The organism is Bartonella sp. AP36NXGY (genome assembly GCF_042195865.1).
GTDB lineage: Bacteria > Pseudomonadota > Alphaproteobacteria > Rhizobiales > Rhizobiaceae > Bartonella.
Window position 1 is genome coordinate 17822 of record NZ_JBHIPD010000001.1, and the last position, 18157, is coordinate 35978.

Genomic DNA, 18157 nt, shown 5'->3' on the forward strand with positions numbered 1-18157 from the left:
CCAACTTTTACATTTTCTCAACTCTCCTTTAAAAGCAAAATGTGAAATGTACTGCAGCGTAAATATTTATAAAATAGCGTATGTTGTCCACACTTAAATGTAATTTATTGTTTTTCATGTTTATAAAACAGCACTATGAGTATTCCAACAAACGCAACAATGCTTTGAAAAAAATATATCGATTGAGGTGATATGCTACTGTTATCGCTTGCCATAATGAGATAGACTCCGAGGATCAAGCATCCAGAGATACCATTAAAACTTGCCTGCAATCTTCCTTGGTATTCAGGATCACAAGAGAGTTGTGATAAAGAAATCGAAAGAGCCCAACTCGAAAGTCCAAATCCAATCATAAAGTAAACAGGAAAAACAACAAAATTGTGTGTATTAACAGATAGAATAGCAAGGCCAATAGCCATAAAAGCTAATAAAATGGCTAATGTTTTCCTTATGGATAAAACTTTACAAAGAAGTGGTGAAAAAAACGCACCTGTCAATACACCCATAGAATAAAGCACCTCAAATATTGCAAAGGTCCTGTTATCCGCATGTAAAACCTCTTGTATATAAGGAACGAGAATAACAGGAACGGTCATCAAAAGAGTCATAATAATCATCTGGCTTATATAAGGTACAACAAGAGCTGGATTCTGTTTAAAATAATGAAGGGATGCTGTATAATTTTCCCACCAATTTTGCTGGTTTTGTTTTTTAGATCTTCGGTTTTTAGGTACCTTCATTGCAAAATTAAATAAACCAGCAATGATAAAGAATATACCACCTATTAGAAGAGTTCCTTTTGTTCCTGCATAGGACAGTATAAATCCACTTAAGCCCATACCTACGATAGTGCCAAGTTCATAAACCATATCGATGGTTGCATTTGCATTGATGAGCTGTTCCTTCAGCACAATACTTTGAATTAAAGAAATAGCTGATGGCATATAAAAAGGGATAAAAATACCCAAAAGAGCAGATAAGACCATCAATTCAATTTCTATACCAAAATGCCAAAGCATTACCCAGCTTACAATTACCAAACCTCTCACAAGATTTGAAATAATAATCTGCGTTTTACGGTTATATTTATCTGCCAATATGCCAAAAATAGGCGCAAAAATAATGCCAGGCGTCCAAAGAAAAAGCATCATCAACGCTATACCACGGATTGAGCCCGTCTGATTGTAAGCGAGCCATGACAATGTAATATAATTTAGTCCACTTCCAAATGTAGCAAATAAGCCGCTCAAAGTAAAATAGAGAAAAGTTCTATTTTCAAATAAAGCAATGCGTTCCTTCAAATTTGAAGTGAACATAAATTATCCTCTAAAATGAATACCAGTCGATATGCATGATACATCCTGTTTAAAAACAGGCATTCTTACAATTTTTATTTTAGATCATTAAATTTAAGAAAGCAAAATTTCTTTTTTGAGGCTTTTACAATCTTTGTGCTGTTTTATGATTAATTCTTCTATGAAAACGGAACATTTATGGACAAAAACAAAATTAATATTTTATGTGCGTTTTATTCAGAAGCTACACCTTTATACATATGTGAAACAATTTTACGGTATGGAAGCTTCACTCACATTATTGTCCTTATTATTCTGTGCACTAAAATATGCTCGAGTATATTCCTCCATGTCGTTCTTCTATCACCACACTTCGTCTCTAAAAGAATAAACATACTATTATCCTCACAATAAATATTGCTAATTTTTCTACTCCCCTTCTCTAAATCTTTTAAAACAAGCCCATTACAGTTAGTTTTCTAATTAAAATATATAACGTGATATTTTTCCTGAGCAGTTAAATTATTGCAATCACATCTCTAAAGTTTCAGATTTAGAGTAAGAATACATAAAGGAGGATTTATCGTGGATAAATTGATTAATAAATGATTTTATTCATAATCAAAAAAACTTATCTATATGATGTCGTATTTGATGATGAATTAAAGAAACAGGAGTAGTTCCATCAATTGTTATAAACCGCTCATCTATTTCCGATAAAACTTTGTATACTTTGTAAATTTTTTCAATAAAAGAGAGTTTTTCTTCATATTTTAAGTTTAAACTATCCCTTTTCTGCAACCGTTCCAGTATAGTAATGGGCGGTAAATGAAGATAAAATGTAATATGAGGTCTTGGAATAGATTGATTTAATTTAACGACACTTTCAACAGAAAGCTCTCGAGCATAAAAATAAGCAAGACTAGAATAAACATATCGATCGCTAATTAATAAATTTTGCGATGACGTTAAGGAAGGTTCAATAATTTCAAGCGTATATTTGCGTCTATCTGTCGCTGATAAGAGTGCTAAAAGCAACGGATCAATTGCTTTTCCATTATCTAAGTAATCTCTAATTTCTGGATTATTTCTATACCAATAACTGGGTTGAAAAGTTTGTATTATATGTTTTTCTGTTGAGTAATGGCGTGCAATTTCTTTTGTTTGTGTTGTCTTACCACTCCCATCAAACCCGCATAAGACAATAAAAGAACCAGAAAATTTCTTTGAAGACCACATGGAGTTATAAACTTTTTTATCAAGATACATTTTGTCTATATACTTTCCATAAGTTAAATTGTTTTATATCTGAAATCTCTTAATGTTTAATAAGGTGTTTTTTAACTCGTCTCTAAACAGAAAAACACAATACTCCCGCATTTTGTATAACTTATTAACTTTATGATAAATGGCGGTATATAGACTTAGTTTTAAGATAATGTTATATTTTAGACAACTTAAAATGAGATTAAGTATTTGTAAAAAATATATTTTTTTGTTCACACTCCATAACCTGTCATTTTTTGACGAATTCTAGTAGAGTTTCTGAGGATTACTCCTATAGCGTCGTGTAAGTGTATAGAAATGAGTTCGATCTCAGTATATTATTGTCCCTTAAGAGCTGCTACTAGATTGCGCTCCATAGGAAGATAATGAAATCAACTCTATCTTTTCTCAAACCACTGCCCTCGCTATAAGCATTTGATATCCGATCCCGTCAAAAAGCAGCAGAGCAATTCTTGGAAAACATCGCTGAGATATTGAAATATGCCTAGCAAAAGCGTTTGAATCAAATGTTTCACTATATTTTTCGGTATATTCATAAACTGAAACTAAGAATATTATAATAAGACCTCAAACAACGACGACGCCCAAATCAGCCGTAATAAAGCCTCCTAAAACTGAACCAATAATACCTTCTCCCTATAAAAAGACTACTATGTAAAGGCTTTAATACAATACCTTAGCGCTAATGCCATAAATGTTTCTGATAGATAACGAAGTTTATTGTCACAACAACATCTAACAACGGTCAATAGAAAAACCTAAACCTTGAGTATAAATGGAGGAAATCTTAAGAGTGCAAACACAGCCCTCCCAAGAACATAGCTATACTGGTCATTTAGCGAAGAAACTCCTCATTGGAAAAGCAACTCACAAGAGATACAGTAAAAATACCAACCGCCTCCGCTCTCAGTTTCTCCAAAATTAGCTATCGCTATGAGAAACGTTATCGTTCAAATCTGTATCATGCTTCTATCGAAAAAACTTGACATGCCTAACAACATATATATTAGCTTTTTGTAAAAATGTATAATTTATAGCATGTGTATTTAACATGGGGGGATAATGTGCACAAACAACTGATGTTTCGGTTTTATGGGCTTGTTGTCCTGCTGTATCTTTCTGATATGGTTTTATTTTTAAGTAATCTTTGGAATGCTTATCGCATAACATCCTCATCGGTTTTCCTGGGCGTAACCATGGCTTTGGGCACCCTTATGCCCTATCTTTTGAAAAAAAGCGGTCTTGTGCGCATTAAAGCCTCATTGCGGTTGGTCGATTTATACAAAAGGCGGATCATTATCTATAGCCTTCTTTTATTGATTGCTCTTTTCCATTACGCTGATTCCCCCTTTGGTTTTATCGCTGTCTCTATCTCTATCGGCTATCTCTCTTTGATTACCTTAAGCACACTCGAGACTTATAATACTAAACTAGCACTTAGTGGTTATATTAGCGCCCAAAAGGCTTCCCGCATTATGCAAACAGTGGTGCAAATTGGCGCATTTTTGGGAGCAGCACTAAGTGGTTATCTCTTAGAAGCGACCAGCCCTCGAGGGGCAGCGGCTGAAATCGGTTATAATGGTTTGATTGTGACACTTTGTGTGTTTGACATCATTATAAGCCTTATAGCCGGATATATTATATTTTGCGATGAATACAACGCTACAGATACCACAGCACTTGCAACTGGTAAGAAGCCAGCACCTACACCGCAAGCGGATGGACTCTCCCGTGAGCTTAAACTTTTATGCGTCTGCATAGGACTTATTGGCTTTCATATTTGCGCTTATAATACGCTGGCAACCATTCTTTTTCAGAGTGTGAAAAATTTTGGCTCTGAATACTATGGGCTTTGCAGTGCGGTTGCGGGCATGGGCGCTTTTTTGGCTGCTTTTATCAAAATCCCTCGTTTTGAATTTATTCTCCCAGCCCTTATGTTGAGCGTAGCTGATCTTATTTTTAGCACCACACAATCGCCCTATTTGGCTGTGGTCTTTTGCTTTTTTATTGGCTTTTCAATGAATACCATGCGAATTAATGCCCGCAAACATACGATTGAAGCGACCAAAACAGAGGCTCAAGCAGAGCTGGTGGGAAGCTATAGCGGCATGCTTTATACTCTCTCCCAGTCGGCAGGTTATGTCATTCTTGGTCTTCTTACAAGCTCTGCCCTTATGGGTCCTCAAGCAGCTGTTTATCTTCTGCCCCTTATAGGGTTGATAATCTTTATTTATGTTCTTTTCCTTTTATTACAGCGGAACAAAGTATGAGAAAACCTATTCTTATTGTCGACCCTTTCTCCACGGGTGCCCTCTATGGCCCTGCTTTGCAAAAATTAGGCTATGCTTGTTATGGTCTTGTCTCTCAAGCAGCTCCTTTTTCACACTTTATGCTTTCTTATCAGGGAAAGGGCATGGCAGAAGCGAAGCTTCATAGTGTAGATGAGATAAAGAAACGTTTTCCTATCGGCACGATAGAGGCTGTAATAGCGGGTGCCGAAAGAGGTATCTATTGTGCAGAGCAATTGGCGGCTTATTATGGTTGTCTTGGGAATAACCCCTTGACTACCGATTGGCGACGGAAAAAAGCAGCGATGCAAAAACGTCTTTGTGAAAATGGTTTATCTTACATCCGATCAAAAATTCTTACAAAAAACGATTGTACTCTCGATGGCTTTGAAAGCCACAGCGGCTATGTGGTAAAGCCAAATGATTCTGCAGGGAGTGATGGTGTTTTGTTTTTCTCTAATCTTGAGGAAGTAGTAACGTGGGCCTCTGAAATCAACTGGAAGAAAAAAAATATTTTTGGCGCACCTAACGAGGCCTATTTGCTCCAAGAAAGATTGGAGGGAGAGGAATACATCGTCGATGCCGTTGTAAAGGGAGAGGCTATAAAAATATGTAGTTTGTCACGATATAAAAAAGGTATTCATAATGGAAGTACTTTTGTTTATGAAACGCTTGATGTGCTTGATTCTCAAGATCCCTCTTATGCCTCTCTTATCTCTTATGCAAAACAATGCATTCGCGCGCTGGGGATTGAATATGGACCTGCGCACATGGAAATCATGCAAACAGCTCGTGGTCCAGTGATGATCGAAGTAGGAGCCCGCCTCCACGGAGGAATTGCACCCACCTTGTTCGCGCATTGCTATGAAGATGGTTTACTTGAAAGCTCCGTTAACCTTATTGCAGGCGTGTTTTCGCAAACCCCAAGTCGCTTTAAGAAAAAAGGGCGTATTATCTTCCTTATCAACGAGATCGACGGTCATATTATAAAAGATGTTAACGTATGGCGGCAAAAGCTTCATTCTTGGGAAAATGTGATTCATTTTACGCTTTTTTTTAAAGAAAACGAGCCCCTCCCCCTAACCATCGATTTAAATACCTGCCCAGCTATTATAGCAATTTGGGGACACAATGATGATGAATTATCAGCTTTGGAGAGGATCATTCGTAGCAATTTCCTATAAAATACAACAATTGGGAGGAAAACATGGATTCAGCAGCGCAAATAATTGAAAATATAGACAAATATTAAAAATGGAAGCAGATCGTTTTTAAAGAATTCGATGCAACCATGAATAACACAATTAGACCTTTTCCCTGCCTATTCGGTGTAAATGGATACTCAAAAAATATGCTTAGATTTGAGTTCTACAACAAGCTGACTTCAAAAAATATGATGGAAGACATGATAACTTATTGCGATAACTATAAAAGTTTTGGAAAGAACACATCTTTTGTTGCATTCGAGGAGCCTGCCCCCATACAAAGTATCGAATTTTATAGAGAAAAATTCTGGTCTATACTTAAAGATTTGCGAGATTTTGACAACCGAGAATGGCCTAAGCATATACCAAAAAATATGGACAATCCTCTATGGGAGTTCTGCTTTCATGGGGAGCCTACGTTTATAGTTTGCAATACCCCATCCCATATAAACAGAATTAAGTAAGTTCTCTATTTATGTTAACTTTCCAGCTTAAGTGTTTTTTCTAAGTCTTCTCTCTACAGAACAAAATGTATTCTCGTTGTAGGAAAAAGGACTGAACCTTTTTATATTATCACAAAATCTCCTTATTTTAAGAAAATATAGCAAACTCCAAAATAGAGAATGGACGCAATATTTTCTGCAAGGCAACACTATTGAATCCCTACCTTTCTCATATCATCTAATGAAACACGATAATGACTAAGTTTTCTAAAATTAAATTAAATAAAAATATTTATGATATATTAAAAATGATACTGCCAAAACAAGGCTCGATAGAGATTCAAAGGGATTTTCCAAAAAATACATAGAATGCAGTGTGTATGTATAAAACTTCTCAGGATGATCGTGTTAATAGCAATGTTTAGGGAAGCCTTTTGGGGAAAGATTTTACAGCAATTATGAGTATCTCTAGAATGAAAAGCGCTGACTTTTAGAACAGAGAGAAACATTGATTATAACAGTTTATTAGGCTAAACGCAGAATATTTATCCTAATAATGGATGGTTAAATTATAACGGGATAGGTTTTTGATAATCATAAAGAAAAAGGTAGAGAGCGTGTTTCTTTTAGTTAAGAAAGAGTGTTGCTCATTTTTTTCTAAAAGTAAGTAAATTCAAAGATAATTTTTTGTTCTTGTAGTGGTGAGAAAATAATTGTCGAAGTCAATGAAGGGGAGATTCCAATAGATTGTTACAAAGTTTAATAAAAGTTGGAATACTTAAAAATTCTTAGTTCCTATGATGATTTAAGAATACCAGATTAGGATACGGAGAATTCAAGAGCTCAAAACTTTGTGATAATATTGGTTTAGAATTACATCTTGTTCATTCAGACGAGATGAGCCAATTATTATATGTCACAGAGACATATGGGTGGAAAATTTTAAAAAAGCTTATCCAGAATCTGACTTAAAGGTTATTGGAACTTTAGTAGTAAGATTGGCTTGGTCTCATGTTTCTCAAAAATTAGCAACCAATCTTGTTGTGACTAGACTAAATTTGGAAGATCTGCTCACTGAGCGTTTTTATAATATTATTGAAATGATAAAAATATTAATATCTCTTCTTGTCTCGGACATGAAGCCGGTGCTATTTGTATTTATTATCCGTTGCACCATTGTCCGAAATATATTTTAAGTGGTTGTCACTTGAAATATGCCTTGGAAAATTATTTGGCAAGAGAGCGTACCTATATGTATTGGAAAGTAATTTCCTATTATTTGTCTCAATCTATGGGTACAACGCTGCCAAGTATAGAATTCATGCTGACAGATGACTTTCAAAAAATAAGTGCCTATAACGCATTTGAACTAAACTTTTATGAAAAACTGGAATTTAGTACCGAACCATATTCGACAATGGAGAAAATCATAAAATGGCTTGAGTCTCTGTTTAAGAGGGGGGAGGCTATTGCGTAATTCTGTTTTTCTTATGATTGTGATTGGTTGTTTGACGAGTTTTTGTGCTAGTGGTGTATTATCTATCGGCCTTTCTTTATTACAATTCCAAGATACAACTGGAGAAGCATCTGCTGCTTTAAATGTCGTTAATTTAATCGCAATTGGAATTGCTGGCTTATGTTTGGGAAACGTGTTGGTGCACTATCAAGGCTTTATAATTGGGTTTTATAGCCAAATTATTTGCGCTTGTTTATTGTCTTTCTTATTATTTATGAACAATCCGGTACTTATTTTATTTGTATTTTTTTTACTTGCTCTCTTGATGGGGGCTGATAACCCAAATAACAATAGTGCCTTGAATCAGCTGGTTCCAGCTCCCAAACAAAAAGCTGGAATTTTTGCATTTTACACTAGTTGCTGTCAGTTTTTTGTTATTATATCCCCATTGCTTATATATTTTATAATTGCGCATTTGGGGCACAAAATAGCCATAGCCTTTATTGTATTTATCTATCTTTTGAATGCCTGCTTATGGTTTCGTATAAAGTCTATACAACAACTAAACAGAGCAAAAGAGCTATTAAAAAAGCCATCTCAAAAAGCTTATGGAGTTGGGTTCAGGTGCCTTTGGCGGATTTCTGCGTTGCGTTTTTTAACGATTAATCGTATTTTGAATAATTCTCTCTATACGGGGCCTATTGTTTTATTGCCACTTGTTCTTGCTTCTATAACATCAGATAATATAAAATTTACAGCTATTCAAAATTCTATTTTTGCTTTGTCAGCACTGGGTTTTGTGATCAATGGTCTTATCTCATCTTATTATTTACGGAAATTTCCATCTTTAATTCGTTTTTTTGTATGGGGGGCACCGGCTTTTGCCGTGATCGCAATCTCTTTTGTTTTATATTTAAATTTTACTCAATATTCCCTTTATATTATGGGTTTTTTATTAGGTATTGGGCAATTTTATTTTAGGATATCGGGAATAACAATTGGACAAGCTATCACACCTAGTGAAAATTTAGCCGAGGTGATTTTGGCAGGCGACGCCAGTGTACGCATCATAACAGCTTTATTTTCTATTGTGCTTTTATATGCAGGAAATTTTTTTTCATTTTCTATATTATACATCCTATGTGTATTTATAGGCTTTTGCGCCCCTTTATTTATTTTGCACGGACTATCTATTTACATACAAAGCTTAAAGATAAAAGAAAGCGCCACATGAATGATATTCAATTATTACGTCAGCCTTTTTTTGATTATCGTATAGATAAAAATTTTGTACAAATATTCATGACATTAATTTTAAATAAGCACATTGCGTGAGAAAAGCTGAGGTGTTCGTTACCTCTCATGTGGATAAAACGCATTTAGCCCGTTAAGCAACGAAATTGCAAATAGCACTATGATCACCATTAATTCTAAAAGCTCTACCAGAAGTTAGTGATAATGGCAAAAATCCTTTAATGATATTTGAAGAGATCGTTTATGCTAGATCAGGTTATCTCAAGATCGAGAGGAGAGGAGCTTAAAAAGTGTAAAATTCATGGAAATTCAACAACAATTTCTAGTTGTACATAATGACAGGTATAGATTGGCGCGAACTGGTCAATTGCAACAGCAAAAAATCCTGCAAATGCTGAGCTTTTTAAACTATGTCATATCAAGCATATGAAAGTTCGTTTTAAATTAATGGCGGAGAGAGAGGGATTCGAACCCTCGATATGGTTTCCCATATACACGCGTTCCAGGCGTGCGCCTTCAACCACTCGGCCATCTCTCCAGAAGTTCGCACTATACCCAGAAAGAAATAACGTGCAAGTCTAAACTATACATTCAAAACCCAAAAAACAAATTCATTTATTAAAGTAAGAGCTTTTATCTGTTGAATAACAAGCACATCCCTTCTTTTTAAGAAAAAACTTTTTTCGTGGATAGGTTTGTAGAATACAATAATGAGAATAAAAAGATTGTCACCAGTTATAAACTTTCATGCTCATTTACGCACTTTCTGCTTCACAAAAAAATACTTCTCTTAAAATTAGCATACAGTCCATAGTTTTACACAACCAAATAATTAAAATCACTTACTTATACGTCATAGGAAGGGATGGTATGTGGGGGAAGAACATTTTAAGAGAGGATAAGCGGCTCTTATGCATTTTCTTAAATAGCACGAATTTTTGCAACATTGAGAGCTGTAAAATAGTGTGATGGTATCAGTTTTCTCTTTCATAGGATTACATAATAAGCCCTATTCTAAATCCTCTATTCAATTTCACACTTCTATATTTAGTTGATACTAAAGAAAATAAAATTCAGAAAAAAACTTTGCATTTTTAATTTAATATGTATGAATATATTTTATTTTCTAAAATGAAAAAATAGTCTCATTTTGATCAAATACAAAATCATAAAAATGCAAACCTGTTTTCATTTTTACCATATATTTTTAAATTCAGCGTTACAGTTTTCAAAATATCTAAAGTAGTCTCCATTATTTAAAAAAAATTACGTATTACTTCATACTTTTGATTATCGCATTCTTTAAGTGGGATATGGTCTCATAACAAAACAGAATACTCTAAAAATATATTTTCTTTCTCATCCACACGTTTGTTAAAAAACATCTCTTAAAGCTTGTCACATCTACCTCATACGGTGTCTATGAGTGGTATAAAATCTATTGGATAGCATCATCTTTTCTTAAATAAAAAGGAAAAGCCAAGTACGATCACGCTATTTATCCCCTAATGTTGCAACATCCCCTGCTATTTAAGAGAATGCATAAAAGGCATTTATTCTTTCCTAAAGTGTTTTTATCCATACATTACTCCTCCTTGTAATGTATAAAAGAATAATTTTTATTAATTTAATATAGAGAAATTTAAAACGAAAAAACCTTACGATATTTAGAGTTCTCATTATGTAAAACGATAAATTACCATTATAAATTAATATGTTGTTAATAATCGTCTTAAAGGATAATGTTTTACAGCACTAAAGATCTGATTACTCTGCAAAATGAGCTCGTTCTTTTCCCTTAATGTTCTTTATCACCTTATATCCTTGCTTAGAGCACGTACAGCTCGTGCAGTTTCACATTGTAATGCTTTTTGTGCTAAAATTTTCATATCTTCAAAACTATGAGTCTGTAAACACGCCTTTACTGGAGAAATATCGCAAGATATCATAGAAAGCTCATTAATTCCCAATCCAGTCAAAATCATTGCACCAAAAGGATCTCCAGCCATACCACCACATACACTAACCCAACACTTATGTTGTGCAGCTCCCTGAATAGTCTGATAAATCATACGCAAAACTGCTGGATCAAGGCTATCAGCTTCAGACACAAGGTATGGATTTTGCCGATCAACAGCCATTGTATACTGTGTTAGGTCATTGGTTCCAATTGAAAAAAAATCAACATGGGCGCTTAATACATCTGCCATAATGGCCGCTGCTGGAACTTCGATCATAATACCAAGTTTTAATTTTGGTGCATCAACATCGTTGCGGATTTCCTCTGCAATCTTTTTTATAGCGACAATCTCTGAAACAGACATGACCATCGGAAACACAATCCATAGATCTCCACCCTCTTTTGCCGCTCGATATAAAGCACGTAATTGAGGCACCAAAAGATCACGTCGACGTAACAAAAGCCGCGTTCCTCGAACACCTAAAAAAGGATTGTCCTCTTTAGATAAATGTAAATGCGTAACCTGTTTATCTCCACCAATATCAAGTGCACGAATAATTAATGGCTTATCTCCTACAGCTGTAATCATCGCCCGATATATATTAAATTGTAGCTCTTCATCCGGAATATATGGATTCTCTAAAAACAAAAATTCCGTGCGCATGAGTCCAACACCTTCAGCCCCTAAATCAAGCGCAACAGGAACCTGATTTGCGTAGTTGACATTAGCCATGATACGAATTCTTTGACCATCTGTCGTTTGCGCTGGTAATCTACATGCATTTATTTCACTGACACGTTTTTGCGCAACAGTATCAATATGCCTTTGAGCATCTTCAACGTCTTCAAGCGTAGGATTAAGGTAAATAAACCCGTTATCGCCATCAATAATAGCCTGAATATCAGACTGAATTGCTAAAATATCATCACCTGCAGCAACAACCATTGGAATACCAAGAGTACGCGCCAAAATAGCTGTATGAGATAATGGACCTCCCCATGCTGTTGCTAATCCTTTTACCCTTGTACAATCAAGTTGTGCTACATCAGAAGGAGAAAGGTCATTTGTAACCAGAATTACACCATGTGGAATATCATTTAAAAAGAACGATCTATAGGATGGATTGATTTCACCTAAAACACGTCGACCAACATCAACTAAATTAACAGCACGTGCTGCTAACAAAGGATTATCTACCTTAAAAAACATATCTGAAAATTGACGAACCGCTCTATCCCAAGACCAAGCGACACCATGACCTTCCGCTATAAAACGACAAGCTTGAGCTATTAAATTTTCATCTTCAAGCAAAACCATTTGCGCAGAAAAAATCGCAGCAGAATCTGCTCCCATACGCACTGTAATATCAGAAATCACAGATGCCATTTTATGTTTTGTTTTTGTAAGAGCATTTTCAAGACATGCTGCACCAGCTGCAAAATCAATTGGCTGATCTATTATGGAAATATCATTTTGCCTTAAAACAAAAATCTTACCAAATGCTAATCCTGAACTCGCTCCAACACCAGAAATGCCTTTTTGCATAGAGCGTGGATACCAACCATGAAAAGCCTTTGTTTGAGATTCCATTGCTCTCATCAGACATTTTTCACTAATACTCACTTTTTTTGCAATAGCAATGGCATCATTGAGAAGTTGTGCTCCTTCTGCAGCATCTGTAGAAAAAATCAGAACATCACCGTTTTTTGCTCCTAATTGCAATAAACCAACCAAATTTTTCATTTCAACGGTATATTGACCATGGCGAACTCTGATGGAACTTTGAGCCTTTTTCGCAAAATCAACCCAAAGAGAAGCTGGTCGTGCATGAAGACCACTTGGATAATCTAAAGTCCATTCCTGACACACAGAAAGGTCACCAATAAAAGTTTTTTCTATCTTCATATTTTGGTCAAACAAAGTTGTAACAATTTGTTGTTTGTCCATAGTTGTTGCAAGTACTTCAAGCTGTTTTTTATCAAATAAAAGAGACGTCAATTTTTTACAAATTTCTCTATAGCGATCTGGACACGCTGCAATGGCAATAACCAAATATGCTTTCTTGCCATCCTGCCACTCAACACCAGCAGGAACCTGTATAACAGCAACAGCATCCTTGATAATTAAATCACGATTTTCAGCCATACCATGAGGAATGGCTATACCATTTCCAAGCCAAGTATTGGTTGTTTCTTCACGTGCAAGCATGCTTGCCAGATAACACTTATCAACTGCACCAACCTGCACAAGCAATTCAGCAGCAGCATAAATTGCATCATTTTTATGATCAAAAGCAGCTGCAAGTTGTACAGATCTTATAGACAAGATTTCACCATCAGCAAAATCTACATTCATTGCTTCTGCTTTCTCATATCTCATCATGAATTCAAATTGCCTCACATTTGAACACCAATATCTCTGACACATTCCTTTTCAAAGCTGCATTTCCCAAAATACAAGCTATAAATACCACCACAGCTTTATTTATATTTTACGGAATATAGCTAAGTGAGGTGCTTAAATACCTCAATATAACCGATAAAACAATTGGATATTATTATCTAGCGAAGTGCTTAAAACCATTATAAGCAAATCTACCTCTTACTCTTTTACTTTACAAAGACAAAACCCCATTTTCTACAGAACCAATCACCTGAAAAACTATGTTTTCGAAACGCTCTCATTATCCTAAGTTATTCAACATAACTTTTCATTATTTTTCCTACAAGAAAGCATCCTTCCCAATCATCCGTAACTTCAGCTAATATTTTGATTGATTCCTCAAAGTTTATTTAACCTATTATCCCTCTTTATAAATTCATTACATAATTACAAATTGCTCCATGCAACTTATCATCTTTAAAATTCCGTGCTGCCCATCTTATGATATCAAACCCTCGATATATAATATTTATATATTTTAAGCTACACCTTTACTTCAATCAATATCGCAAATACACAATACCCTCTGTCGCACATTTGCAAAGTACGAACATCCCCCCCCAAGCACCATCATCAATTACTAAAATAAAGAAAAACTCTACAAATAAGATAAATAAAGTAAAAAATGAAACGCAATGATTGCCTTAACCCTAGCTCTTATGCTTATTTACTTTCAACAATACACAATAATAGTGAAATCAGAAAAAATATTCTTGAAGGGCGCTGATTGCACGTTGGTTATTTTTATATCTTTAAACACCGTCCTCCTTAAAAATATAATTTCACTCTTGATTTACCGAAAATTCCTTAATGCACGTCACTTTCAAAGTCGTTTTGGCTGCCTTCTTATGGATTTTTTATCCCTATGTCTTTTTAAATGAATAGCCACACCTATCCACACTACCACCTAAAAACAGTATGACAACTCATCAATACCACAATGCCGATAAAAAGACCCATCTTTATCAAAATGATTACATAAAGAATGCTCTCATTAAATTTCTCATAATTTTCTGAAAACAAACTGCTTCTCTTATAAGAAATCACTAGACACTTCTTCATGCATAAAAAGAAAGTCTCTCTCACTATTATTATACAGAAATTTATCAACAAATTCTATCATAATATCAATATGTTCAGGACTAAATACTAACATAACATCGCACAAACTCTTTCCCTCATTGAGAAAAGCCATTTCCTCAATTCTACCTTTTTCGTATATCTTCTACATTTATTATAGTACCAACGCAAAAAGGGAAAGATAAGACTCTATCTTTCCCTTTTAATACTTATAAAACCACAACTATAATTCAATGAAATCCTGTTGATTTCTAGAGAGTGTTACAGATTACTCTGCTGCCTCCAGCATAGGAATGACTGAAACATAGGAACGATTACCCGCTTTGCGTTGAAAAGAAACCTTTCCATTTGATAATGCAAAAAGCGTATGATCTTTTCCAATACCAACATTGTTACCAGGATGCCAACGTGTACCACGCTGGCGAATAATAATATTTCCGGCAATAACGGTTTCACCACCAAATTTTTTAACGCCTAGACGTTTCGATTCTGAATCACGACCATTACGCGAGGAACCACCAGCTTTTTTATGTGCCATAGACGCTCTCCTTTAATCTTTCTTACTCTTTGATGCTACAGACGCTTTCTTCTGCGGCGCAGTCTTTTTTTCAACTGTTTTTTTAGCCGTCTTCTCAACAGAAGCAGCAGCTTTTGTTTCTTTTGGTGTAATTGCTTCTTCTTTTATCGGTTTTGCAGCAACTTTTTTAGGTTTTGAACCACCCATTAATATTTCTAAAACACGAAGCCTCGTAAATTCTTGACGATGGCCACGCGTGCGTTTAGAATTTTGACGACGGCGCTTCTTAAATGCGATAACCTTGCGCCCACGTGCCTGTTCTAAAATCTCAGCTGTCACCAATGCATCAGCAACGACAGGGGTACCAATAACCGCATTACCTTCTTGCCCAACCATTAATATGTCATTGAATTCAACAACATCACCCGCATTTCCACTAACTTTTTCAACTTTTACCACTTGATTAGCAACAATGCGGTATTGCTTACCACCAGTTTTAATGACTGCGAACATTTTTTATCCTTCCGTTCACTCCAGCTCTTATTTAATTTCTGCCTTGAAATAAGGGAAAATAGGCTGCTTTTTATCAGTCGTAATAGATCCCAAAGAAGGATAAAACCTTCTTCAACACAAATATGCGCAGATTTCCCCACGCTTATATTTTGTATATATGAAGGAATTTCTATTCTCTGTCAATAAAGTCCCATAAAAAAGAAAAAAAGGTTGTACCAAAAACAATTGAAGGTTATCTACCCCTTATACACTCAAATAGTGCCGATTTTTGTTTCACTTTATTATGGAGAGATGGCTGAGTGGTTGAAAGCACCGCACTCGAAATGCGGCATAGGGGCAACTCTATCGGGGGTTCAAATCCCTCTCTCTCCGCCACAGTTTATAAAGCGATATTATTAAAACTGTCTTTAATCGTAGCTTTCCGGTTGTAGCTTGTCAGCAGGTTTTGTACCAATTTATTTTTTTCGAAGGATTTTAAGGGGGGCTCAAAGGGTCTTCAAAGACCTCTCAAAGGTCTTTATCGTTTTTGCGAATAAATTCTCATTTTTACAATTTTTGCACTTTTTTGATTTTCTGTTACATAAATCTAATCCAGATAATAAGAGAAGGCATAGTAAAATTAAAGAATTATCTCATATTTCTCTCTCATTCTACTTTTGCTTAGTTAGTACAAAACCTACTGTAAAATTATATTATTTTGCACGTCTTGCTTGAATATGTGCTAGCAACCCTAATGTTGAACTATCACGATTATCCGCTTTACTTTCTCCACGAAGAATTGGTAGTAACTCGTTTGCTAATTCTTTACCAAGTTCAACACCCCATTGATCAAATGAATTAATATTCATTAAAATCCCTTCAACAAAAGTGCGATGTTCATAAAGCGCAATAAGACGACCGAGTGCAAAAGGTGTTAATGAATCTTGAACCAGCGTAATGCTGGGACGGTTTCCTTTAAAACTTCTATGACGTGCTAAATGGTCTGCTTCACCCTCATCAACTCCATTTTTTATCAAGATATGCCGAGCATCTTCAAGACTACGCCCCTTCATCAAGGCTTTTGATTGTGCTAAACCGTTTGCTAGCAACATCTCATACATAGAATGTAATTTTTTCTCATGCCCTTTTATAAATAAAATAAATTCTACAGGAATAATATCTGTTCCTTGATGCAGAAGCTGAAAAAAAGCATGTTGACTATTTGTTCCTGAATCCCCCCAAACAATTGGACCACTTGAAAAACTTAATGGTTTTCCATCCAGCGAGACTTGTTTACCATTTGATTCCATATCAAGCTGTTGTAAATAAGCTGGAAAATGTATTAAACGCTGTGCATAAGGAATGATCGAACGTGATGAATAACCACAAATAACACGATGCCAGAATCCTAAAAGAGCAAAACGAATAGGAATATTTTTATGCAAAGGCATAGTTTTAAAATGTTGATCCATTTGCAAAGCACCATTGAGAAATTGGCGAAAATTTCCACCACCTATTGCAAACATAACAACAAGTCCAATGGCTGACCAAATTGAATAACGTCCTCCAACCCAATTCCAAAATTTAAAAACTCTTGTGGAATCTATGCCAAATTCTGCCACTTTATCAAGCGCACTTGAAACAGCAACAAAATGCGTACAAACGGCTTCTTCTCCTAAATGTGAACAAATCCACTGACGTGCAACTTGAGCATTGACCATTGTTTCAGCCGTTGTAAAAGTTTTAGAAGCAATGACAAACAGCGTTGTTGCTGGATTCAAAATAGAGAGAGTATCAGAAATATGGGCACTGTCAGCATTCGAAACAAAATGACACTGTGGACCATCATGATAAGGTTTTAAAGCATATGTGACCATTGCAGGACCAAGATCAGAACCACCAATACCAATATTGACAATATCACTTATTCTCTCGCCACTGCTTCCCTTATAGCTTCCATCACGCACCTTTTCAGAAAATCTTTCCATACCTTCAAGGACGTCTTGAATATCGCGAATAAGATTATGACCATCCAACATGAAAATTTCATCAGCAGGTAAACGTAATGCAATATGAAGAACTGAGCGTTTTTCAGTTGTATTAATCGCCTTACCAGAAAACATTGCATCACGCCGGCCTAACACATCTGCTGCGACCGCTAAATCATCTAGAAGTTGCAATGTTTTAAATGTCACACCACATTTTGAAAAATCGAAAAGAAGATCATCAAGTCTGAGGGAAAAATGGGAAAAACGCTGTTCATCTTCTACAAAATGCCGACGAATATCATAGACCCCATCCTTTGCGGCATGGTTTCTTAAAGCTTTTAATGTGGCTTCAAAAGCCATTTCATTTCGAATCGAAAAGCTATCTCCCATAAGCTTATCCTATACGGTTATTGATAATGAAATCTATGCCCAAACAATAACAAAGCAGA

At 35.4% G+C, this 18157-nt stretch carries 11 protein-coding genes and 2 tRNA genes; 6 read left to right on the plus strand and 7 right to left on the minus strand.

Annotated elements, in window-relative coordinates; all coding sequences use genetic code 11:
• Window positions 1-104: 104 nt before the first annotated feature.
• Together ACFINX_RS00050 and tmk are read right to left on the minus strand one after the other, a co-directional pair.
• Window positions 105-1316 carry an MFS transporter gene (locus ACFINX_RS00050; protein WP_375668140.1) on the minus strand — a complete coding sequence of 404 codons (1212 nt, stop codon included), beginning with the start codon at window positions 1314-1316 and terminating at the stop codon, window positions 105-107.
• Window positions 1317-1916: 600 nt separating this feature from the next.
• Window positions 1917-2564, minus strand: a complete 648-nt coding sequence (gene tmk / locus ACFINX_RS00055; RefSeq protein WP_375638173.1) for a dTMP kinase — start codon at window positions 2562-2564, stop codon at window positions 1917-1919.
• 1097 nt (window positions 2565-3661) lie between these two features.
• On the opposite strand from tmk, the gene ACFINX_RS00060 reads away from it, so the two are divergent.
• From ACFINX_RS00060 to ACFINX_RS00080, 5 genes are all read left to right on the plus strand, one after another.
• Complete coding sequence (locus ACFINX_RS00060) at window positions 3662-4852, plus strand: hypothetical protein (RefSeq protein WP_375668175.1); 1191 nt, start codon at window positions 3662-3664, stop codon at window positions 4850-4852.
• The gene (locus ACFINX_RS00065; RefSeq protein WP_375638172.1) at window positions 4849-6054 is read left to right on the plus strand and encodes an ATP-grasp domain-containing protein; all 1206 of its coding nucleotides are present in this window, start codon (window positions 4849-4851) and stop codon (window positions 6052-6054) included. Before ACFINX_RS00060 ends, ACFINX_RS00065 begins: the two co-directional genes overlap by 4 nt.
• A 167-nt stretch (window positions 6055-6221) precedes the next feature.
• Window positions 6222-6539, plus strand: a complete 318-nt coding sequence (locus ACFINX_RS00070; protein ID WP_375668176.1) for a YqcI/YcgG family protein — start codon at window positions 6222-6224, stop codon at window positions 6537-6539.
• A gap of 911 nt (window positions 6540-7450) precedes the next feature.
• Window positions 7451-7714 (plus strand): hypothetical protein, encoded by a 264-nt coding sequence (locus ACFINX_RS00075; protein WP_375668141.1) that lies wholly within the window; start codon window positions 7451-7453, stop codon window positions 7712-7714.
• A 273-nt stretch (window positions 7715-7987) separates the two neighbouring features.
• Window positions 7988-9208, plus strand: coding sequence for an MFS transporter (locus ACFINX_RS00080; protein WP_375668142.1), 1221 nt, complete (start codon window positions 7988-7990; stop codon window positions 9206-9208).
• Window positions 9209-9676: 468 nt separating this feature from the next.
• On the opposite strand, the gene ACFINX_RS00085 is transcribed toward ACFINX_RS00080, so the two are convergent.
• The 4 genes from ACFINX_RS00085 to rplU form a co-directional block, all read right to left on the minus strand.
• A tRNA-Ser gene (locus ACFINX_RS00085) sits at window positions 9677-9766 on the minus strand.
• Window positions 9767-11039: 1273 nt separating this feature from the next.
• Window positions 11040-13571, minus strand: a complete 2532-nt coding sequence (ptsP, locus tag ACFINX_RS00090) for a phosphoenolpyruvate--protein phosphotransferase (RefSeq protein ID WP_375668143.1) — start codon at window positions 13569-13571, stop codon at window positions 11040-11042.
• A gap of 1408 nt (window positions 13572-14979) precedes the next feature.
• A complete protein-coding gene (gene rpmA, locus ACFINX_RS00095) occupies window positions 14980-15249 on the minus strand; it encodes a 50S ribosomal protein L27 (protein WP_100130483.1) in 270 nt (89 codons plus the stop codon).
• A gap of 12 nt (window positions 15250-15261) precedes the next feature.
• Complete coding sequence (gene rplU, locus ACFINX_RS00100) at window positions 15262-15741, minus strand: 50S ribosomal protein L21 (RefSeq protein ID WP_375612842.1); 480 nt, start codon at window positions 15739-15741, stop codon at window positions 15262-15264.
• Window positions 15742-16026: 285 nt separating this feature from the next.
• Between rplU and ACFINX_RS00105 the strand changes: the two genes are divergently transcribed.
• Window positions 16027-16116: transfer RNA gene (locus ACFINX_RS00105), tRNA-Ser, on the plus strand.
• A 317-nt stretch (window positions 16117-16433) separates the two neighbouring features.
• Here ACFINX_RS00105 and pgi read toward each other — a convergent pair.
• Complete coding sequence (pgi, locus tag ACFINX_RS00110) at window positions 16434-18098, minus strand: glucose-6-phosphate isomerase (protein WP_375668144.1); 1665 nt, start codon at window positions 18096-18098, stop codon at window positions 16434-16436.
• Window positions 18099-18157: the final 59 nt, after the last annotated feature.

Bases quoted from the DNA above. Each gene is read 5' to 3' on its own strand.
- ptsP (WP_375668143.1), bottom strand. From the start codon at position 13,571: ATGATGAGATATGAGAAAGCAGAAGCAATGAATGTAGATTTTGCTGAT.
- ACFINX_RS00070 (WP_375668176.1), top strand. From the start codon at position 6,222: ATGCTTAGATTTGAGTTCTACAACAAGCTGACTTCAAAAAATATGATG.
- pgi (WP_375668144.1), bottom strand. From the start codon at position 18,098: ATGGGAGATAGCTTTTCGATTCGAAATGAAATGGCTTTTGAAGCCACA.
- rpmA (WP_100130483.1), bottom strand. From the start codon at position 15,249: ATGGCACATAAAAAAGCTGGTGGTTCCTCGCGTAATGGTCGTGATTCA.
- ACFINX_RS00050 (WP_375668140.1), bottom strand. From the start codon at position 1,316: ATGTTCACTTCAAATTTGAAGGAACGCATTGCTTTATTTGAAAATAGA.
- tmk (WP_375638173.1), bottom strand. From the start codon at position 2,564: ATGTATCTTGATAAAAAAGTTTATAACTCCATGTGGTCTTCAAAGAAA.
- ACFINX_RS00065 (WP_375638172.1), top strand. From the start codon at position 4,849: ATGAGAAAACCTATTCTTATTGTCGACCCTTTCTCCACGGGTGCCCTC.
- ACFINX_RS00060 (WP_375668175.1), top strand. From the start codon at position 3,662: ATGTTTCGGTTTTATGGGCTTGTTGTCCTGCTGTATCTTTCTGATATG.
- rplU (WP_375612842.1), bottom strand. From the start codon at position 15,741: ATGTTCGCAGTCATTAAAACTGGTGGTAAGCAATACCGCATTGTTGCT.